Here is a 21,033-nt window from a genome sequence, read left to right on the forward strand (position 1 = left end):
TCAGCCTCCTCGGCTCGCGGTCAGCCGGGTGGCGGCCTCGATAAGGGCGCCGTGCACGAATGCCTGCGGCAGATTGCCGCGCAGCTGTCGTTGCACCACGTCGTATTCTTCGGTGTACAGCCCGGGTGGTCCGCAGGCGGCGCGGTTGCGTTCGAACCGGCGTAGGGCCGCCACTTCGTCCCCTGCTTGTTGTTCGGCCAGTGCGGTGTGGAATCCACAGATCAGGAAGGCGCCTTCGGCATCGGCCAGCGGGCGCTGATCGTGGCGGAAACGGTAAACGTAGGCATCGGTGCTCAGCTCCTTGCGCACTGCGGCCAGGGTTGCCGTACTGCGCGGATCATCAGCGGGTATCGCGCCGCGTATGGCCGGTAGCAACAGGGCCGCGTCGACTCCAGGGTCGTCCTTGGCGCGTTGCCAGCGCCCGGAAGGATGCAGCGACGTCGCCGTCGTCTCCGCGGTGATCCGGTCGGCAAGCGCAATCCACTCGGCGCCTGTGGCAGCCCGGTCTCCGGTCTGCGCCATCGCGCGCAGACCTGCCGCGCAGATCAGCCCGGAGTGGGTCCAGCGGTGGTCGTCCAGTTCCCACACCCCTGCATCGGGTGCACGCCAGTGCCGGCTGATGGCGTCGACGGCGATCTCTGCCGCTCGCCAGGATTCGGCGTCGAGTCGTCCCCATCGGCTGGCGGCGGCCAACAGTAGTAGGGCTTCGCCGAAGACGTCGAGTTGAAACTGCCGCCGCGCCTTGTTGCCGATGTGGTCCACTCCGCCGGGATATCCGGGCAGCGACAGTTGGTGCTCGTCGGGCAGCTGCTTCCCGGTGACGGTGTAGGCGGGGCGAAGTCGTGGTCCGTTCTCGAGCAGGCGGGCGCTGACGAACCGCACAGCGTCGTCCAGTAATGGGTGCGGCCCGTGGGCGGCGATACCTTGGCCCACATAGCACTGGTCGCGGATCCACGTGAATCGGTAGTCGTAGTCTCTTCCCGCGTCGGAGCGTTCGGGAAGAGATGTGGTGGCCGCGGCCACCAGTCCTCCGGTGTGGCTGGTCATGCCGCGCAGCACGGCATACGAGTGCGCGGCATCGCCCGGGGCTATGGTGTCGGCGAAACCGGGAACCGCGCGACGCCACGCCTCTTCGGTCTCCGGCCACAACACGTCCGGGTCCGGTAACTGGTCCGGCAGTTGCCGATCGCTCAGTTCCAAGATCAGATCATGGTTCTGGCCCGTGGTGAGTTCGGTCGTGGCGCACAACGCGTCTGCAGTTTCCCGTGCCTGACCAGCACCGGACCAGCGCAGCCGGTGTGCACCGGCGCGCATCGTCCAGATGCCGTCGGACAGGGCGACCTGTCCGGGACGGACGCGACCGAAGTCACCACGCGCGGACAACCGCATCCGGACCCGCACCGAACCGCGCACCGCCCGAATCCGCCGTAACACGATGGCACGGCGATGGTCACCAGGAAAGGCCAGTGCTTCACGACATTCGACGGTGGCTTCGCTGGTTCGCCACCGGCTGTGCCAGATCAGGGTTCCCGGCTCATAACTACCGCCCCAGACGAACCAACCGTCGTCTGGGCACACTTGGTAGAAGCCACCACCACCGAGCAGGGCGGCGAAAACGGCATCCGAATCCCAATTCGGCACACACATCCAGGCGAGTTCACCGTCCGGGCCGATGATCGCGCCTCGCTCGCCGTCGGCCAGCAGGGCATACTCCCGCAACACGTGCGGCCGAACGGGCGGAAGCTGCTGCGATAGCGGACTCGCGGTCACGACGAATCGCCCCGCAACGCCTGAGCCAGAACCTCGGCCAGATGTACGGGTGTGCGTGCGGTATCACCATGGGTGATCTGGGCCCGGCAGCTGAAGCCGTCGGCCAGGACGAGATTGTCCGCCGCCGTCGTCCTGATCGCGGGCAACAGCGCGTCTTCGGCGCACGCCATGGATACGTCGTAGTGACCACGTTCGAAGCCGAAGTTCCCGGCCAGACCACAACAACCGGCGTCCAGAATCTCGGCGTCGACATCGCACGCACGCAACAGCGCGGTATCCGCGTCGAGACCGAGCACGGCATGCTGGTGGCAGTGTGGTTGCAGTACCGCCCCCGTACCCAGCTCAGGCGGTTGCCAGTCCGGAGCCCGCTCGCGCAGGAGCTCGGCCAAGGTGTGGGTCTGACCGGCCAGCCGTGCGGCATCTTCGTCTCCGTCGAGCAGATCTGGCAGGTCCGACCGGAACACCGCCGCACAGCTGGGTTCCAGCACCACGACCGGGGTTCCCGTGCGCAACTCGGCGCGCAAAGTGTCGAGAGTGTGTCTGGCTACCCGTTTGGCCGTGCGCAATTGCCCCGTGCTGATCCAGGTTAGTCCACAACAGACAGTGCGGTTCGGTACCGTCACGCCGAATCCCGCGGACTCGAGTACTTCGACGGCTGCCAGGGCGATCGAAGGTTCGAAGTTGTTGGTGAAGGTGTCCGGCCACAGAAGTACGCTGCCACGCTGCCCCGATGACGGCCCGCGAGCGTGGAACCAGCGGCTGAATCGATGGGGAGCGAACCGGGGAATCTCGCGCTCCGGGGCGATCCCGCCGGCACGTTTGACCAATCCGGCAAGCAGGGGAGTGTGCGCCAGCAGGTTGGCCGTCTTCGGAGCGGCGGCGGCGATCCTCGCCCACAGCGGTAACCAGCCCATGGAGTAGTGCGTGACCGGGCGCGGCCGATGAGCGTAGTGCTGCGCGAGAAATTCAGCCTTGTACGTGGCCATGTCCACATTGACCGGACAATCGCTCTTGCATCCCTTGCACGCCAAGCACAAGTCGAGCGCATCTCGTACTGCGGTGGAGCGCCAACGGGACGCGGCGAGGTCCCCGTTGAGCATCTCGAACAACAGTCGGGCTCTTCCCCGGGTCGAGTGTTTTTCTTCTCTCGTGGCTCGATAGCTCGGGCACATCACTCCACCGGAGTGGCTGCGGCAGTTACCAACGCCGACACACCGCGCAGCCGCGTGGCTGAACCGGTGCTCGTCCTGTGGGTAGCTGAAGTGCGTCGCCGGCTCGATCGGCAGGTACCCGGTGCCGAGACGCAGATCGTGGTCCAGCGGATGTGGGTGCACCACCTTGCCGGGATTCATCCGGCCGTTGGGGTCGAAGATGGCTTTCATGTTTTCGAACGCCCGCACGAGCCGATCTCCGAACATCAGCGGGAGAAGTTCACCGCGGGATTGCCCGTCGCCGTGCTCCCCGGATAGAGATCCACCGAAGGACGCCACGAGCTGCGCGCTCTCACGCACGAATTCGCGGTACACGGCAACCCCCTCGGCGGTTTTCAGGTCGAACGGGATCCGGGTGTGCACGCAGCCGTGCCCAAAATGCCCGTATAGCGCGGACTGCTCGTATCCGAAGCGTTCTAGTAGGCCGGCGAAGGCACGCAGATACAGTCCCAATTGGTCGGGCGGAACCGCGGCGTCTTCCCATCCCTCATGGGTTTCGGCGCTCCGCGGTGGGTAGGCCGTCGCGCCGAGACCGGCCTCCCGCGCCTTCCACAGCCGGTCCTCGTGCTCGGGATCGTCGAGAAACGCACGGCTGGGTGCGTGTTCGCCGTGCCCGAGTTCGTCGACCAGTTCGCGTGCTCTGCTGTCGGCTTCGTCCGTGTCGCTCCCGTTGAACTGCACCATCAGCCAGCCCGCACCATGGGGCAGCTCGGCCAGCGCGTCACCAGCGATCTGTTCGCTTTTCTCCAACTCGATCAGCCGGTTGTCCAGCCCTTCCAACGCCGACGGTTCATGGTTCGCGATCTCGGGCACCGCGTCGGCCGCCGCGTAGACGTCGCGGAACCCGAGCACCACCAGTGATCTCGCCGCGGGTGCCTCGACAAGCCGCACCTCCGCGTGCAAGACTGTGATTAGGGTGCTTTCACTGCCCACCAGCGCTTTCGCCACATCGAACCCGTTCTCCGGTAGCAAGGAGTCGAGGTTGTAACCCGATACCCGGCGCGGGATGCTGGGATAGCCGGTCCGAATCTCGGCCAGGTGCTGGTCTCGCAAAGCCCGCAGCTCTCGGTAGATCTCGGCGCGACGGCCACCTTCGGCCAGGATCGCGCGATACTCGTCCTCGCCGGTGCGTCCGACCCACATGCGCGCACCGTCGTAGGTCAGCACTTCCAGCCGCACGACGGAATCCACCATCTTGCCGTAAGCCTGCGCGGTGGAGCCGCACGAGTTGTTACCGATCATCCCACCGATCGTGCAGGAGGCGTGCGTCGACGGCCTGGGACCGATCATGAGTCCGTATGGGGCAAGTTCATCGTTGAGCGGATCGACTGCCGCCCCCGGCTCGACGACCGCGGTCGCGCGGTCCGTGTTCAGGGAAACCAGCCGGTGACAATACTTCGACCAGTCCAGCACGACCGCGGTATTGCAGCATTGACCCGCGAGACTCGTACCGCCTCCCCTGGACAAGACCGGAACATCATGACGCCTACATTCTTCGACAGCCGCGACACCGTCCTCGATGGTGCGCGGCACGACAACGCCGATCGGTAGCGCACGATAATTGGAAGCGTCCGTGGAATAGGTCGCTCGGCTGCCGTCATCGAATCGCACCTCGCCATCGAGAGCATCGGCCAGTGCGGCCGCCAAGTCGGTCCATTCTGCTTTCGATCCGGTCTCGGAACCGACCGCGGTCATCGCATCCTCCATGGTTGGGCTCGACACCGGCTGGGTACGTAAGAAAGAGGTACCCCGGCACCCGAGGAGGAAACATGGCCGACAACGTTGCAGATTTCGTACTGCGCCGACTACGCGAGTGGGGAGTCGAGCAGGTGTTCGCCTATCCAGGTGATGGCATCAACGCGATCACCGCTTCATTCGGGAAAGCCGGCGACCAACCGCGGTTCATTCAGGCACGGCATGAGGAAATGGCCGCGTTCGAAGCCGTGGGTTATGCCAAGTTCGCTGACACGTTCGGTGTGTGTCTAGCCACCTCCGGGCCGGGCGCGGTACATCTGCTCAACGGCCTCTACGACGCGAAGCTCGACCATGTTCCCGTTGTGGCGATAGTCGGGCAGACCGCACGCAGCGCCATGGGCGGTAGTTACCAGCAGGAACTGGATCTGCAGGCTCTCTACAAAGATGTGGCCAGTGAGTACCTGGTCGAGGTGAACGTACCGGAGCAGCTGCCCAACGCGCTCGACCGGGCTATCCGCACAGCGCTTGCCGAGCGGGCACCGACGGCGCTGATCATCCCGGCGGATGTACAGGAGCTGGACTACACGCCACCACAGCATGCGTTCAAACACGTTCCATCGAGCCCACCGGGACTCGTTCGGGGCGCACCGGTCCCACCCGAACAGGACATCGCGAAGGCAGCGGACATTATCGACTCCGGCGCCAAAGTCGCGATCCTCGCCGGTCAGGGCGCCCGGCAAGCGACTACGCAACTGCGTGAACTTGCCGAGCTGACGGGCGGGGGAATCGCAAAAGCGTTGCTCGGCAAGGATGTGCTTCCCGACCATCTGCCGTATGTCACCGGCGCGGCCGGTCTGCTCGGTACACGGCCGAGCTATGAGCTCATGCGAGACTGCGACACCCTGGTCATCGTGGGATCGAACTTTCCGTATTCGCAGTTCCTGCCCGATTTCGAACGAGCACGGGCGATCCAGATCGATCTGGACGGCAAATTCATCGGTATGCGCTATCCCACCGAGGTCAATCTGATCGGCGATGCGGCAAGCACCTTGTCCAGGATCAACGCTTTGGTGCATCAGAAGAACGACTGGTCGTGGCGGCAGACCATCGAAGCGAACGTGACGTCCTGGTGGGACACCATGGAAAAGCAGGCCAGGGTCAGCGCCGAGCCGACCAACCCGATGCGGCTCGTGTGGGAACTGTCCCAACGCATCCCCTCCGATGCGATGATCACCAGCGATTCCGGCTCCGCAGCCAACTGGTACGCACGCCACCTGAAGATTCGCGAAGGCATGCGAGCCTCCCTTTCGGGAACGCTTGCCACGATGGGGCCGGGCGTACCGTATGCGATCGGCGCGAAGTTCGCGCACCCGGAGCGCCCCTCGATCGCACTCGTGGGTGACGGTGCCATGCAGATGAACGGGATGGCTGAACTGCTTACCCTGCGCCGCTATTTCCCACGGTGGCATGACCCTCGGTGTATCGTTTGCGTGTTGCACAACAATGACCTCAACCAAGTCACCTGGGAGCTGCGGGCGATGACGCACTCGCCGAAGTTCGAGGAATCCCAAAACCTTCCCGAGGTCTCCTACGCAGCCTTCGCGCATCTACTCGGATTGGACGGGGTCGAAGTGACCGAGCCGGAGGCGATCGGCCCGGCATGGGACCGGGCAGTCGCCGCCGACCGGCCTTTCATCCTGGACATTCACTGTGACCCGAGCATCCCGCCGATCCCACCGCACGCCACGCTCGAGCAAATGAAATCCACTACCGAATCCATGCTTCGCGGTGACCCGGACGCCTGGAACATCCTCGTACATGGTGCGAAAACCAAACTGCAGGAGTTCCTACCGAGCAAAAGCTAGCAGTGTCGGACAGTGCGGAGGCGCCAATCTGGCATCGAGAACCCAGGGCTGGAGGTGGAGGTCATTGCCGCGCGCAGCGGCATCACCCAAGCCAGCGAGGTCGGCCGCCCTGTCGTTTTCGCCACGGTTGGCATGGACAGTGCGGCTCAACGGGTCGTGATAATGGACGCGGACAGCTCGAAGAACTGCGGAGTCGTCGGTGGTGCTCGGCTCGCTCATCCAGGCAACATGATCCTGCCGGGTCTGTCGACCGGGCGCGCGCCGGCGGCACGAACCGGGGTAGCCGCAGCCGGTCGAAAGATTCGCTTCCTCGATCGCGGCAACGACCTCACCACCGGTTGCCCCACCGGCCGCAGCCGCCAACCTGGCGCGCAGGCCGATGTCAGAGAGGCGGTCGGCCTCGCCGGGGCAGACGTCTCGGTCCGCTGCGGACGGCGCGTACCTCGGTCAGCAGGCAGATGCAGTCGGCCAAGACGAGCAGTCCGATCCAATCGTTGCCATGCACCGGCACGAAGCGAAAGTGATTCGCCTCGTATCCGAACAGCCCGGTCGCCACGGTGCAGTGGTGCGAACACTGCGGCCATCACCCGGCGGAGTCATGGCGGTCCGAATATCCAGCGCATGCGCAGCCGCTGGTCTACGCCGCCGCGGTCGGAGCCTCCACAGCCCGGGCGACCGTGATGGTGTCGGGTGCGTCGAGGACGAGGGCTGTGAACACGAAGTGGCCGTGGTTGTCGAGCCCGCTGAGAGAGACGTCTTCCGGTGCCGTGACCTTAGACGCCGCCAGATGCTGCCGTGCCACCGATGCGCGTGACCAACGAAATTGGCGACCCACCATCAGGATATGACCACGGTCTCGGCGCAGGCGCGTGTCCTGAATTTTGAGTCTCGATGAGCGCCGCCGTCCGAATATCGAGCGGTGAGTTTGCGCGAGAGGACGTGTGGGTATCTTCCGCGGCGAGGCGGTAGGTGCCGGGAGGAGAATCGTGCGCTTGTCATCGTTGAAGCTCGTGTATGAGAGCGAAGGACCTTTTCTTACTGTGTACCTGGCCGGTGGTTCGCCGGATGAAAATGCCGCCGAGCACGTGTGGTTGCGCTGGCGTGCACTGCACGAACAGGTAGCCGACACTGCCGACACGGACAGTCTCGACGCGGTGGAGCGTGCGGTCGAAGCTCAACAGCCAGGCTCGATCCAGGCTGACGGTCGGGTGCTCGTCGGGGCAGGCGGGCAGGTGCTGTTGGACGAAGCAGTGGATGCGAGCCAGGGCGGTGGCGACACCGTCCGCTGGGGTCCGGAGCCGTATCTGGGCGCCTACGTTCGCGAATCAGCCAAAACTACCCGGATACTCCTGGTGGTGGCGGACCAGCACAGCGCCGATATACACCGTCTCGTTGTCGCTGCTGAGCAGGAACTCGCGGATGTGGGTGCCAGCGAGGTGCGTGGCGCGGCGGGGAACAAGGTGCATCATCCACGGGGCGGCCAGCTTGCGCACGCCAGGATCCAGCGGCACGCCGATGAGAACCGAGCACGTAATGCCGAGGAGATCGCTGCGCTGATTGACACCAGGGTGGAACAGTTCAGGCCGTCGATCGTCTTGCTCGCAGGAGCCGTCGAGGCACGTGCGGAGCTGCGATCTCGTGTCGGTGCTCGTGCAGCGGTTTTACTCGCCGAAACCGACCGTGGTGGCAAGGATGTCAACGCATCGGAGGAGTCGCTGACCGAGGAATTGCTACGCATCGCCGAGGAGCACGAGAGTGCCGAAAGGGCAGAGCTGGCCGAACGTCTGGATGCCGGTCTGGCTCACCAAACGGCGGTGCAGGGCGCCGGGCCCGTGGGCGAAGCAGCATCGGAAGGTGCTGTGGACATGCTGTTGCTCGATGAGCACGATACGGGAGTTGACGAGGCATCGCTGTTGCGCGAATGCGCGCTGACCGACGCCGGGGTCGGTCTATTGCCGGAAGAAACGGTGGTCAGAGATTCGGTGGCCGCATTGCTGCGCTATGCACGGTCCTGACCTCGTGGTGTGGCAGCGGAGCACGAACAAATCAACAGCTGCATTGACCCGAGGAGAATGACGTGCCGATCGACAGCATCAATCCCACGACCGGGCAGGTGTTGAGGACCTTCGAACCCCTGGACCGGGCCGGTATTCAGCAGGCGATCGACGGTGCATGCAAGGCCTTCGATTCACGCAGGTCGACATCGGCCGCCGAGCGCGCCCGGCAACTACGAGCGATCGGGTCCACGCTGGAGCAGGACACCGAACGCCTCGCCCGGCTGGCCACCGAAGAAATGGGCAAGACGATCGGAGCCGCGCGGTCCGAGGTGGCAAAGGCGGCAGCCGGCTGCTATTGGTATGCCGAGCACGGCCCCGACCTGCTCGCGGACGAGCCCTGGACGGTGCAACGTGCCCGGGCGTTCACCCGTTATCAGCCCCTCGGCCCGATCCTCGCCATCATGCCGTGGAACTTCCCGTACTGGCAGGTCTTCCGGTTCGCCGCCCCAGCTCTGCTGGCGGGCAATACCGTGTTACTCAAGCACGCATCGAATGTTCCGCAGTGTGCACTGGCGATCGAGGAGATCGTGGCTCAAGCCGGATGCGGAGACGGGGTGCTCACCACGATGCTCATCTCCTCATCAGAGGTCGATGCGGTGATCGCCGATGAGCGGGTGCGAGGCGTGACACTGACTGGTAGCGAGGCGGCCGGCAGTGCGGTTGCCGCGGCGGCCGGGCGGCACATCAAACCCACAGTTCTCGAGCTAGGCGGTGCCGATCCCTTCGTTGTTCTGCCCTCGGCCGATTTGGACCGCGCCGTTTCGGCTGCGGTCAATTCCCGAATCCTCAACAACGGCCAATCTTGCATCAACGCCAAGCGCTTCGTCGTGCACAAGGACATTGCCGAAGAATTTCTGCGCAGGCTCACCGAACAGTTCAAGGCATTGCGGGTAGGGGACCCCATGGACGCGGAGACCGAACTCGGGCCGTTGTCCTCGCAGGAAGCAGTTCGTACACTGCACCGGCAGGTCACCGATACCGTCGCCGCCGGGGCGCAACTGGTCACGGGCGGAACACCGGTCAAGGGAGCTGGAAACTTCTACCCGCCCACGGTGTTGCGTGAGATCCCCTTGGACTCGCCGGGCCACCGGGAGGAGTTCTTCGGGCCGGTGGCGCTGGTCTGGCAGGCCGCGAGTGTGAGCGAAGCGCTCAGCATCGCCAACGATTCACCGTATGGGCTCGGTGCCAGTGTCTGGACCACCGACGAGGCCGAACAACAGCGGTGCATCGACGAAATCGAGGCCGGGATGGTGTACGTCAACGAGTTCACCGCATCCACGCCCGAGGTGCCGTTCGGTGGTGTGAAGCACTCCGGATATGGTCGTGAACTGGCTCGATTCGGTGTCCAGTCTTTCACCAACCCGAAGACGGTGTGGCTGGCCGACTGAGGTTTCACGGCCGCGGACAGCGGGTAGTCGCTCGACATGACCATGGATGGTGACATCATGCGGCGATCACTCGACGTCTGCGGGCAGACCTACGCTGAGCAAGCAGGCATCCGGCTGGCCGACAAACCATCGCCGCTCTATCGGCTCTCGGTGCTCGCGCTGTTGCTCTCGACGCGGATCAAGGCCGAGATCGCGGTCGCCGCGGCCCGGGAACTCACCCAGGCGGGCATGACCAGTCCGCGGCGGATGGCCGCGGCGACGTGGCAGCAGCGTGTCGATGCGCTCGGCAGGGCCGGGTACCGGCGTTACGATGAGCAGACGGCTACGGCGCTGGGGCAGGGGGCCGAGCTGCTGCAGCGCGAGTATCAGGGCGACCTCCGTGAGCTGCGCAGGCGGGCGGGCGCTTCCGCGGACGGGATCAGGGAACGGCTCACCGAGCTCCCGCGAATCGGACCGACCGGAGCGAACATCTTTTGCCGGGAGGTACAAGGCATCTGGCCGGAACTGCGCCCGTGTTTCGACCAGAAAGCTTTGCAGGGTGCGAAAGCCCTCGGTCTGCCGCAGAGCCCCGAGGCACTGAGGAAGCTCGTGGCCGCCGGGCGGCTTCCGGCGGCTGCGGCCGCACTGGTACGAGCCGGGCTTCGGCCGACCACGGCCAAGCAGGTGCGTGCGGCGGTCGCCGGATAGCGCGCGCATCATGTGACGGGAGGAGTAAGCGTCATGGCAGACGAGGAACGCGCCGACGAGCAGGTCGAAAGCACACCGGAAGCGATCCAGATCAGCGAGCAGCTGGACGAGGATACGCTCGCCGAGGATCCACTGGAATCGGGGCGCGAGCCCCCGGAGGACTGGACGGCAGCCACGGGACACGGCTTGACCGCTGCCGAGCAACGCGGCGGCGAGTCGCTCGAGGAGAAACTCGACAGGGAACGTTCGGAAGGCTGACGCGGCGATTACCATGAGCCCGCCGGGGTACGCGACCAAATATGCAAGCACGAATCGAAGGCCGCGGTGTCGCCGAGAAACTCATCGACCGGCACCGGATCGGCCAGCCGGTGGCCCAGGGCGCGGAATTGGCGCTGCGAATCGACCAGACGCTGACGCAGGATGCGACCGGAACCTTGGTCATGCAGGAACTCGAGGCGCTCGAACTGGATCGCGCTCGCACCGAATGCAGCGTCCAGTACGTTGATCACAACCTGCTCCAATCGGACGAGAAGAACGCCGAGGACCACGAATACCTCCGAACCGCGTGCCAGCGTTACGGAATCTGGTTCTCCAGGGCGGGTAATGGCGTCTCACATCCGACTCATATGCAACGCTTCGGGGTCCCGTCCAAGTCTCTGGCGGGTTCCGACTCGCATACCCCCGCCGCCGGGGCGCTCGGCATGCTGGCGATCGGTGTCGGCGGACTGGAGGTGGCACTGGCCATTGCCGGTCAGCCGTTGTACGTGCGCATGCCGCAGATCTGGGGCGTGCGATTGACCGGTTCGCTCCCCCCATGGTGCTCGGCAAAGGACGTGATCCTGGAGATGCTGCGCAGACACGGGGTATCAGGCGGACGTAATCGCATCATCGAATACCACGGTCCGGGATTGGACGCACTCACCGCGATGGACCGGCACGTCATCGCGAACATGGGAGCCGAACTGGGAGCGACCACCACGGTTTTTCCCGCCGATGAACAGGTACGTGCGTTTCTGGAGTCGGAACAGCGTGCCGAGGATTTCGTTCCACTGCTGGCCGACGAACACGCGCGCTATGATGTGACTGAGGAAATCGACCTGTCCAGTATCGAGCCGCTGATCGCGAAGCCGTCTGCGCCGGACAACGTAGTGCCGGTACGCGAGGTCGCCGGTACACCCGTGCACCAGGTCGTAGTCGGCTCCTCAGCGAACCCGGGGCTGCGTGACCTCAGCGTGGTTGCTGCCATGGTGCGGGGGCGCCGGGTTGCAGACACAGCGAGCCTTGACATCAACCCGGCTTCCCGGGAGACGCTCACCGATCTGACCCGAATCGGCGCGACGACCGACCTCATCCGGGCGGGAGCGAGACTGCACCAGACCGGTTGCCTCGGGTGCATCGGTATGGGCCAAGCGCCGGCCCCTGGCCAGCAATCCTTGCGTACCTTTCCCCGTAACTTCCCCGGCCGCTCCGGGACACCGGATGATGCGGTATGGCTGTGTTCCCCGGAAACGGCCGCCGCTTCGGCAGTGACCGGGGCGATCGCCGACCCCGCCGTGTTCGCGCGCCGACACAATGTAGCACCGCCGAAACTCACCGTCCCGCAACGAACCGAGACGGCGGGTTCGGCGTTCGTGGCACCGCTGCCCGTGAAACAAGCCCGCACCGTAGAAATTGTCAAGGGCCCCAATATCTCGGCGCTTCCTGAACTGTCCGCACTGTCCGACATTGTCTCGGGGCCAGTCTTGCTGCGTGCCGGAAACGATGTCTCGACCGACGAGATCTCCCCGGCCGGAGCGAAGGCACTGCCGCTGCGCTCGAATATCCCGGAGCTCGCCGAATTCACGTTCACTCGCCTGGATCCGGATTATCCGGCACGAGCTTCGCGGACCGAAGGCGAGCACATCGTCGTGGCCGGAGCGAACTACGGTCAGGGATCCTCACGCGAGCATGCCGCAATCACGCCACGGTATCTGGGCCTGCGCATCGTCATCGCGATTTCATTCGCGCGAATACACTGGCAGAACCTGGTGAACTTCGGCCTTCTTCCGCTCGAATTCGTCCAGGAGCGGGATCTGCAGCGTATCGAGGTGGGCGATCAGCTGCGAATCTCCGGCCTGCATACGGTTCTGTACAGCGACGAGACGATCGTCGTAGAGAACCTGACCAAGCGGCAGGAATTCGGCGCGCGCCACCGCCTTTCGTCCCGGCAGGTCGGTCTCGTGCTGTCGGGCGGACTGATTCCGGCCCTGGCCGACGAAACACCGGCCACCGGGTGACCAACAGATCCGCGGCCACCCGCGACCGGCGAGCGTCCGGTGGCGGATCGGCGACTCGGCCGGTCCTGGCGCCAGCGGTTCAGGCGACATCGGCGTAACGGCCGCCCAAGTCGAACCTGCCTATCATTCCGATCAGCCGCAGCGCCTTGCGCACTGGTGGGCTGGGCAGCACTGTCAGCCGCCCGCCGTGACGAGAACATTCACGTTCGAGGTCGGCAAGGAGACGAATCCCCGCCGAACCGAAGAAGGTGACCTCTCGTAAGTCGATCAGAATCGCGCGAGGTTCGTGCTGGCGCGCCTCGTCGATCCGTGCGGCAAACTGGGCCTCGGTTCGCAGGTCGATCTCGCCGTCGAATCGGATGATCGGCACGGCGTTATGGGGATCGCGGTTGCTGGTTCCCGGTTTCGTCGTCACTGTCATGCCTCCGTACTACGAGATTGCAGTGTGCGTCGCTAGGAAAACGACTTCGCAGAGTGCTCGACGGACGGCGGTGATTCTCACCGAGTGGTGGAACACGCGCCATCTGGACGTAGCTGCCGTGTCAACCACGAGTTCCTCACCGTAACGCAATACCGACCCGAGTACGAAACCTCCGAATGGGTGATGGTGTTCGTTGCCCGTACAGCCGAGTCGTCCTACGCTGAAAACATCGGTTCAGACCACGAGCCGGCGTTCAGTTCGCCGATTTCGGCGGGTTTCGCGGTGGGTTCGTGGCCCGGTGTGAGTTTCCGTCGTAGATGGGAGTCAGCACCATGTCCGATCTTTCGCCTTCTTACGCTGCTGGTCAGATGCTCTTACCTCAGAAGAAGCCCGGTCGTCGCCAGCAACGGTTGCGGGCCGTCCGGCAGCGTCCTTCGTCCGATGTTGCGGTCTGTACGGTTACCGGTGATATCGATCTGCAGACTGAGCCCGTGCTGCGTGAGGAACTGGAAGACGCGGCCAGGGACAGTCGGCTGGCTTCGGTCGTGGTCGACCTCCGTGCGGTCGGCTTTCTCGCGCTCTGCGGGGTGCAGACACTTGTCCGTGCTGCGCGGCAGTTCGCCCTCGACCAGCGGGAGTTCGCTGTCGTTGTGCGTACACTCGCCGTGCGCCGTTCGTTGGAAGCTACGGCCGCGGAAGAGGTTCTGTACTGGTACGAGAATTGGACGGAAGCTGTCGCGGCGGCCGCAGCCTGGGCGCGCTATCGAACGGCGGTGGCCCAGGTCAGATGACAGCGAAGCGATTCCGAAGGCGATCGTTGCACGGCCGGCCAGTCCTTATGACCCGCCTTGGATGCTGCGTCCCTCGCAGCGAGCGAAGAATCATGAGATGGTCCCGGATCTGGGTCATGTCAAGTCCGGGGCCGGTACGGGTTTCCGGGCACGATGGACGCACGTACTGGTGCCGGGTGGAGTCCTCGTCATCCCGAGGTTTGACGCCCAAGTGGCCAAGCGAGAGGGTGGCAAGGGCCGCAGCACCGGCTCCGTAGCAGAATCCGATTTCCTGGACGCTCCGTGCGATGGGGGCGCTTCCGGTGGGAACCGTTGCCGGTGACTGATCGGCAGTCAATAGCCTGCTCAGTGAGGGCCCCGGTGCAGCCCTATGGCACCCTGGCTGCCGCGAACCAGCCTCCGGTGGCTTTGCGGGCCGGGGTCGTGCGTTGAGCAGGATGGCGCCTCCGGCAACTGGCCCTGCTGTCGGCAATACTCCCAGAAGTAGCCTTGCCCAGGTGAGTGTCCAAGCGGCACTGTGGGAGTCGGCGTAACCGAAATTAGGGGCCCACGAAACGGAACGAGTCCGCCCCATAGGGCCCAGCATGACAAGAGCGATTCCGTCTGCGGAACAGGTACGTCGCGGGATGAGCGCACCAGTTCGTGGAGCCGTACGTGTTCTTACCTCTCCTCCTTCTCATCACTGTCCGGACACGGTCGCCGTTCCCGGGGTAATACTCAGCGAAACCTCGACGGCCGAAGGGGGCGGGACGGTTGGGACAAACATCGTTCGGGTAGCCCCTCTGCATGGTGCATGCGGCGCAACCGAGGGACGGCGAAGAGCCTGGCTGGCGAGCACCGATGCTGGCCGTGCTCACTTCACAACGGTTTTCGGACAAGGCCTGGATATACGAGCGCAAATTGGATGGGGTGCGAGCAATCGGCGTGCGCGACGGCGCTCGCGTGCGGCTGTGGTCGCGCAGCGGGCAGGCTCTCGACCGGGTCTTTCCGGAAGTCGTGGCGGCCCTGCGTGCAACGGAGTCTCCGTGTTTCGTTGTCGACGGCGAAATCGTCGCCGCTGGCCGGAACCGTGGATTCGGTACTTTGCAGAAGCGGCTGGGGCTTACTGATCCGGCGCGCATCGCCGCCACGGGCGTCGCCGTGTCCTATTACCTGTTCGATCTGCTGCACTGGCAGCGCCACGATGTGCGAGGGCTAGCCCAACGCCAGCGTAAACAGCTGCTCTCGGCGGCCTTCGGCTTCGGCGGTGTGCTGCGGTACTCGGCACATCGCAATACCGAGGGGGAACGGTTCTACGCCGAGGCTTGCCGTCGCGGGTGGGAGGGGCTCATTGCGAAACGGGCTGGTTCCCCTTATCAAGCAGGTCGGTCGCACGACTGGCTGAAGTTCAAATGCGCGTTCGGCCAGGAGTTCGTCGTCGGCGGATTCACCGAGCCTTCCGGGGCTCGTGCGGAATTCGGAGCGCTGCTACTCGGCTACCACCGGAGCGGAAGGCTGCGCTACGCGGGCAAGGTCGGTACTGGTTTCACCGCGGCGACGCTGCGCTCGCTCGGCGCCATGCTGCGCCAGTGCCAGACCGAGGTGAGCCCCTTCGCGGACCGGATACCGGAACGGGATTGTCACTGGGTGCGTCCGCGGCTGGTCGTCCAGATCGAGTTCAGCGAATGGACCCGGGACGGGAGACTGCGTCATCCGCGGTATACCGGGCTTCGTACGGACAAAGACGCGGCCGACGTGGTTCGCGAACAGCTGTGAGCGGAGGAACGAGATGGCCACCGGATCGATGAGCACGAGCAACCCCGGAAAGCTCTTTTTCCCGGAATCGGGGCTGACCAAGCAGCATGTCGTGGAATATTACCAGGCAGTCGCCGAGACCATGGTTACGCACCTGCGTGGCCGGCCGTTGATGCTGCGCCGCTATCCCGATGGCATTCAGCACGAGGGCTGGTTTCAGAAGGCGGCCTCGCCGCACTTCCCGGACTGGTTGCGCATCGAGACGGTGCCCGTGCATGGCACCGGTTCGCCGGTGCACCATGTCGTGTGCGACAGCCCGGAAACATTGCTGTATCTGGCCAATCAGGCGACGGTCGAATTCCACGTGTGGTTGTCGAAGGTCGGCGCGCTGGAGAACCCGGACCGGTTGGTCATCGATCTGGATCCGCCGCGCGGAACGGCCATCTCGGTGCTGCGCCGAGCAGCACGCCAGGTCCGTGATCGTTTGCGTGCCCTCGGGCTCCCGGCGTTCGTCCAAGCCACCGGTGGGCGCGGGTTCCACGTCGTGGCGCCGCTCGATGAGCGGTCCGGGTATGGGCAAGTGCGTGAACTTGCGGCCGGGATCGCTGACGGGCTTGCTGCCTCCGAACCGGATCGGCTCACCACCGAACACCGCAAGGAAAACCGAGGCCATCGGATCTACCTGGACGTGAACCGCAACGCGTACGCGCAAACCTTCATCGCGCCGTACTCGCTGCGCGCCCGCCCCGGAGCACCGGTCGCCACCCCGCTCGACTGGGGTGAACTCGGCAGGGCCACGCCGAATGGCTGGGCCCCGACGGCGATGCGTTCACGGCTGGCGCGCAAGACCGACCCCTGGTCCTCGATCGGTGCGGTACCCGGTTCGGTGAAACGGGCGGCCGAACTGTTCCAGGGCACCGAGTAAACGTCCACTTGAGCCGTGTTTGACCGGTCCGTGAGCGGGGAACCCCGGGCCGGTAAGCGGTGACAGCGTGGAGGAGGCCTTCGATGGCGCGCCCGGTGTGGCGAGGGGCGATCACGTTCGGACTGGTCACGATCCCGGTGGAACTGCACAGCGCCACCGAGGACCACGGTGTGCGATTCCGGCAGTACCAGCGGGACACCGATGACCGGGTCCGGTACCGCAGAGTGAACGAGCGAACGGGCAAGGAAGTCGACTATCAGGACATCGTGAAAGGGTACGAGTTCGAGGACGGCACTGTGGTGCACGTCGAGCAACGTGAACTGGACGAGATCGCCCCGGGCCGGTCGCGCACGATCGATATCGATTCCTTCGTCCGGACAGAACAGATCGATCCGGTGTACTTCCAGCGAAGCTACTGGCTCGCGCCGGGTAGCAAAGAACATGGGCGAGCGTATGCCCTGTTGCAGCGCGCTATGGCACAGAGCGGTCGGGCGGGTATCGCCCGGTTTGTGATGCGAGGCAAGGAGTATCTGGCAGCTTTACGGGCCGGTGAAACCAGTCTTGCCCTGGATACCCTGCTGTTCGCCGATGAGGTCCGTGCGCCCGCTGAGAGGCCGCAGGAGCAGGTGCGGGACAAGGAGGTGCAGATGGCATTGAACCTGATCGACTCGATGTCCTCGGAGTGGCAACCGGAGGACTACGCGGACACCTATGTCGAACGCGTCCAGAAGCTGCTCGAGGACAAGCGTGCCGGGCATGCCGTACGACCGGCCCGTGGCCCCGAACCGGCGACGGAGGTCGTGGATCTGTTCGAAGCTCTGTCTCGCAGCGTGCGAGGTGCGGGCGACGAAGGGAAGCGGAAGCCGAAGGGGCGGCGAAACGGGCAAACTCGTACCGCGTCCCGGCGGCAGGGCTCCAGTGGAGCCCGCGCGGAGCTCACCAAGAAGGAGCTGGACCGCAGGGCGCGTGAACTGGGCGTCCCAGGACGTTCCAAACTCGGGCGCGACGAACTGGCCGAAGCGGTTGCCGAGGCCGAGCGAAGTGGTAGGCGGGCTTCGTGAACGGCTGTGCGGACTGTGCCCGGGGGCTCGACCATTGTCACGGCATGCTGCTTTCCGGTGAGACGGAGGCGCACGAGGAACTGGCCGATTCGGTGTGTACCGACCCAGCCTGTGGCGATCTCGGCATCGACCGGCACTGGTTCGTGGAACGCCTGCGGTGAACCGCGCCAGCCCGCGTCACACGGGCTGGCCGACAAGGGATTCGGCTGCCTCGACGATCCCGGCCGCGTCGATGCCCGCCTCGGCGAGCAGTTCTCCTGGCTGCCCGGACATTGGCATGGACCGGACGGCGAGCTTGCGGACCACGGGGCGGACAGCCGATTCGGCGAGGACCTCGAGTACGGCGTCGCCGAGACCGCCCTGTGGCCGGTGGTCTTCGACGGTGACCAGGGCTCCGGTGGCCTCGGCCGCGGTGTGCACCGCGTCGGCGTCGATCGGCTTGACCGAATAACAGTCCAGCACGCGGGCGGCGATTCCGTGTGCGGCAAGGGTCTGGGCTGCCCGCTCGCATTCGTCCACGGTGGTTCCTGTGCCGATGAGTGTGATGGTGTCCTCGGGACTGCGCCGTACGATACGGCTCCCGCCGACACATATCGGTTCCTCCGGCGCCGTCCGCACCGTTGTCGCACCGCGTAGCGTGCGCAGGTAGCCGATACCGCGATGCTCGGCGAGCGCCGGAACCAGCGCGGCCGTCTGGTTGGCGTCCGAAGGGTGCAGTACCACGCTGCCGGGGACCGCCCGCAGCATCGCGATGTCCTCGAGCGCCATCTGCGAGGGCCCGTCCTGGCCGATCGCCACGCCCGCGTGCGAACCGACCAGGCACAGCTGGGCACGGGAGATCGCCGCCATGCGAATGAAGTCCGCGGCACGGCTGAGGAACGCGGCGAAGGAGGAGGCGAAGGGCACCCAGCCGCGCGTCTGCATCCCGACCGCCGCGCCGACCATCTGCTGCTCGGCGATGAACATCTCGAAGTAGCGTTCCGGGTACGCGGCGGCGAAGATCTCCGACTTGGTCGAGTTTGACACCTCCCCGTCGAGGGCGAGCACATCACCGCGTTCGGCGGCCAGTGCGGTCAGCGCCTCGCCGTAGGCGGTGCGGGTCGCCACCTGTTTCTCGAGGTCCCAGCGGGGACCGCGATCTCCACCGGACACCGGGAAGGGCCGCGGCACCTCCGCGGTCTCCGGTACGCGGGGCCGTACCTGCACATCGCGCTTGCCGCCGAGCTCGGTGACCGCTTGCTCCGGCTCATCGAGCGGCTTTCCGTGTTTCCCGGGTTGATCCTCGACGGCGGCGACCCCACGGCCTTTCCTGGTCTTCGCGAATACCACCGTCGGCCGGTCCTCGGTACGAGTGGCTTCGGTCAGCGCCTCGTCGATCGCGCCGAGGTCATGGCCGTCCACCACGATCGGACGCCAGCCGAAGCTGCGGGCCCGCTCCGCGTAGGCGTCCATGTCCCAGCCGAGCATGGTCTGCCTGGTCTGGCCGAGCCGGTTGGTGTCCACGAGGGCGGTCAGGTTGTGGAGGTGTCGCCACCCCGCATGGGCGAAGGCCTCCCAGACCGAGCCTTCGGCGAGTTCGGAGTCGCCGCACAGGACCCAGGTCCGGTGTTCCGGCAGCCTTTCCAGGTCTCTCGCGGCCAGGGCGACCCCGACGCCGATCGGCAGTCCCTGGCCGAGTGAGCCGGTCGCGACATGGGTCATCGGGGCGCGCGGTGTCGGATGGCCCTCCAGCCGACTGCCCAGCTCGCGGAAGGTGAGCAGTTCCTCGTCCGTCACCAGGCCGAGTGCCTTCAGGACCGCGTAGTACAGGGGTGAAGCATGCCCCTTGGAGAAAATAAGCTCGTCACCACGGAGATCGCAGGGGTCGGCCAGATCCCGGCGAAAGTGACCATCGAGCAGGACGGCCAGCAGATCCGCGGCGGACATCGAGGAGGTCGGATGGCCGGACCCGGCGGTCGTGCTGCACCGCACCGAATCCACCCGTAGCGCGGCCGCCAGTTCGGTGCGGAATTCTTCGCGGTTCATCGGGCACCCCCTTCGGCGAAGTGATCGCGTTTCTCGGCGATGGCCTCGAGCAGCTCGAGGAACGAGTCGGTGAACCGGTGGACACCGTCGCGCTCGAGCGCGGTGGTCAGCTCCTGGTAGTCGACACCGGCCTCCGCGAAGCGCTCCAGGGTGCGCCGCGCGTCGTCCAGCCCGTCGCGCAGGCTCGGATCGACCGTGCCGTGATCGCCGAAAGCCTCGATGGTCGGGCGCGACATGGTCGTGATCGTGTCCGGCCCGACCAGTGCTTCCACATAGGAGACGTCCCGGAGTGCGGGGTCCTTCACCGAGGTCGAAGCCCACAGGCACCGCTGTGGCTGGGCTCCGGCCGCCGCGAGGTCCTGCCATTCCGCTTCCTCGAGGTGGTCCAGGTAGTTCTGATAGGCCAGCTTCGCGTTGGCGATGGCCAAGGTGGACCGCAGTTCCGGCGGCCCGTCGCGCTCCTCGAGGCGGCGATCGGCTGCGGAATCGACGCGAGAGACGAAAAACGAGGCTACCGAGGGCGTCGAGACCGGATCACCGCCCGCTGCCCGGAGCTTGCACAGTCCGCGCTGGTACGCGCGTGCTGCGGCGCGATGACGGTCCACCGAGAACAACAGTGTGACGTTGACCGGGATACCCAGTGCGATGGTGTCCTCGATCGCGGCCAATCCGGCCAGGGTCCCGGGGATCTTGACGAACAGATTCGGGCGGTCGATCAGCGCATGCAGACGCTTCGCTTCCTCGACGGTGGCTTCTGAGTCGTCGGCGAGGCGCGGGTCGACCTCGAGTGAGACCCATCCACGCAGGCCCGCGCCATCGTGGTCGAAACTCGGCCGTAGGAGATCGCATGCGTCCCGGATGTCTTCGGCGACCAGGGAAAGATAGATCTCTTTCGGATCGCGCTGTCGGCGCAGTTCCTGCGCGAGCCGGTCATCGTAGGCGTTCCCTTCGGTGATCGCGGTGTGGAAGATCGTCGGGTTCGATGTCACACCCGTGATCCCGCGGTCGATCAGCGTGGCCAGATCTCCGGAACGCACCATCGATCGGGACAGGTCGTCGACCCATACGTTCTGGCCGTGTTCGTCGAGCAGCCGCAGTGGCTCGGTCATCCATCCTCCCTAGGGCGT

General features: G+C 65.3%; 15 protein-coding genes. 10 read left to right on the forward strand and 5 right to left on the reverse strand.

The window, feature by feature from the left end; all coding sequences use genetic code 11:
• Together AD72_RS20415 and AD72_RS20420 are read right to left on the reverse strand one after the other, a co-directional pair.
• A complete protein-coding gene (locus AD72_RS20415) occupies positions 1–1,770 on the reverse strand; it encodes a glycoside hydrolase family 15 protein (protein ID WP_031468136.1) in 1,770 nt (589 codons plus the stop codon).
• Positions 1,767–4,676: an FAD-binding and (Fe-S)-binding domain-containing protein gene (locus tag AD72_RS20420; protein WP_051898827.1), complete on the reverse strand. Its 2,910-nt coding sequence runs from the start codon at positions 4,674–4,676 to the stop codon at positions 1,767–1,769. Before AD72_RS20420 ends, AD72_RS20415 begins: the two co-directional genes overlap by 4 nt.
• A 74-nt stretch (positions 4,677–4,750) precedes the next feature.
• Here AD72_RS20420 and AD72_RS20425 point away from each other — a divergent pair, with 74 nt between their 5' ends.
• The 6 genes from AD72_RS20425 (at position 4,751) to AD72_RS20450 (ending at position 12,949) form a co-directional block, all read left to right on the forward strand.
• Positions 4,751–6,541, forward strand: a complete 1,791-nt coding sequence (locus AD72_RS20425) for a thiamine pyrophosphate-requiring protein (RefSeq protein ID WP_031468138.1) — start codon at positions 4,751–4,753, stop codon at positions 6,539–6,541.
• Positions 6,542–7,551: 1,010 nt separating this feature from the next.
• The gene (locus AD72_RS20430; protein ID WP_156365295.1) at positions 7,552–8,556 is read left to right on the forward strand and encodes a baeRF2 domain-containing protein; all 1,005 of its coding nucleotides are present in this window, start codon (positions 7,552–7,554) and stop codon (positions 8,554–8,556) included.
• 62 nt (positions 8,557–8,618) lie between these two features.
• A complete protein-coding gene (locus AD72_RS20435; RefSeq protein ID WP_031468140.1) occupies positions 8,619–9,986 on the forward strand; it encodes an NAD-dependent succinate-semialdehyde dehydrogenase in 1,368 nt (455 codons plus the stop codon).
• 57 nt (positions 9,987–10,043) lie between these two features.
• Positions 10,044–10,673, forward strand: a complete 630-nt coding sequence (locus tag AD72_RS20440) for an HhH-GDP family DNA glycosylase (RefSeq protein ID WP_231644912.1) — start codon at positions 10,044–10,046, stop codon at positions 10,671–10,673.
• 33 nt (positions 10,674–10,706) lie between these two features.
• Positions 10,707–10,931: a hypothetical protein gene (locus AD72_RS20445; RefSeq protein WP_051898821.1), complete on the forward strand. Its 225-nt coding sequence runs from the start codon at positions 10,707–10,709 to the stop codon at positions 10,929–10,931.
• Between the two features lie 41 nt (positions 10,932–10,972).
• Positions 10,973–12,949 (forward strand): aconitate hydratase, encoded by a 1,977-nt coding sequence (locus tag AD72_RS20450; protein ID WP_031468142.1) that lies wholly within the window; start codon positions 10,973–10,975, stop codon positions 12,947–12,949.
• Positions 12,950–13,028: 79 nt separating this feature from the next.
• Here the strand turns inward: AD72_RS20450 and AD72_RS20455 are convergent, their stop codons facing one another.
• Positions 13,029–13,370 carry an STAS domain-containing protein gene (locus tag AD72_RS20455; protein ID WP_082469065.1) on the reverse strand — a complete coding sequence of 114 codons (342 nt, stop codon included), beginning with the start codon at positions 13,368–13,370 and terminating at the stop codon, positions 13,029–13,031.
• Positions 13,371–13,702: 332 nt separating this feature from the next.
• Between AD72_RS20455 and AD72_RS35850 the strand changes: the two genes are divergently transcribed.
• The 4 genes from AD72_RS35850 (at position 13,703) to ku (ending at position 17,881) form a co-directional block, all read left to right on the forward strand.
• A complete protein-coding gene (locus AD72_RS35850; protein WP_197285028.1) occupies positions 13,703–14,161 on the forward strand; it encodes an STAS domain-containing protein in 459 nt (152 codons plus the stop codon).
• An 840-nt stretch (positions 14,162–15,001) separates the two neighbouring features.
• Entirely contained in the window at positions 15,002–15,916 is a 915-nt protein-coding gene (gene ligD / locus AD72_RS20465) for a non-homologous end-joining DNA ligase (RefSeq protein WP_031468144.1), read from the forward strand.
• A gap of 13 nt (positions 15,917–15,929) precedes the next feature.
• Positions 15,930–16,820 carry a non-homologous end-joining DNA ligase gene (gene ligD / locus AD72_RS20470; RefSeq protein WP_156365296.1) on the forward strand — a complete coding sequence of 297 codons (891 nt, stop codon included), beginning with the start codon at positions 15,930–15,932 and terminating at the stop codon, positions 16,818–16,820.
• 83 nt (positions 16,821–16,903) lie between these two features.
• A complete protein-coding gene (ku, locus tag AD72_RS20475; RefSeq protein WP_031468146.1) occupies positions 16,904–17,881 on the forward strand; it encodes a non-homologous end joining protein Ku in 978 nt (325 codons plus the stop codon).
• 177 nt (positions 17,882–18,058) lie between these two features.
• Here the strand turns inward: ku and AD72_RS20480 are convergent, their stop codons facing one another.
• Together AD72_RS20480 and tal are read right to left on the reverse strand one after the other, a co-directional pair.
• Positions 18,059–19,906, reverse strand: a complete 1,848-nt coding sequence (locus AD72_RS20480; RefSeq protein WP_031468147.1) for a transketolase — start codon at positions 19,904–19,906, stop codon at positions 18,059–18,061.
• Positions 19,903–21,015: a transaldolase gene (tal, locus tag AD72_RS20485; RefSeq protein WP_031468148.1), complete on the reverse strand. Its 1,113-nt coding sequence runs from the start codon at positions 21,013–21,015 to the stop codon at positions 19,903–19,905. Before tal ends, AD72_RS20480 begins: the two co-directional genes overlap by 4 nt.
• Positions 21,016–21,033 lie beyond the last annotated feature (18 nt).

It is taken from the genome of Sciscionella sediminilitoris (genome assembly GCF_000737195.2).
In the GTDB taxonomy this organism is placed as follows: domain Bacteria; phylum Actinomycetota; class Actinomycetes; order Mycobacteriales; family Pseudonocardiaceae; genus Sciscionella; species Sciscionella sediminilitoris.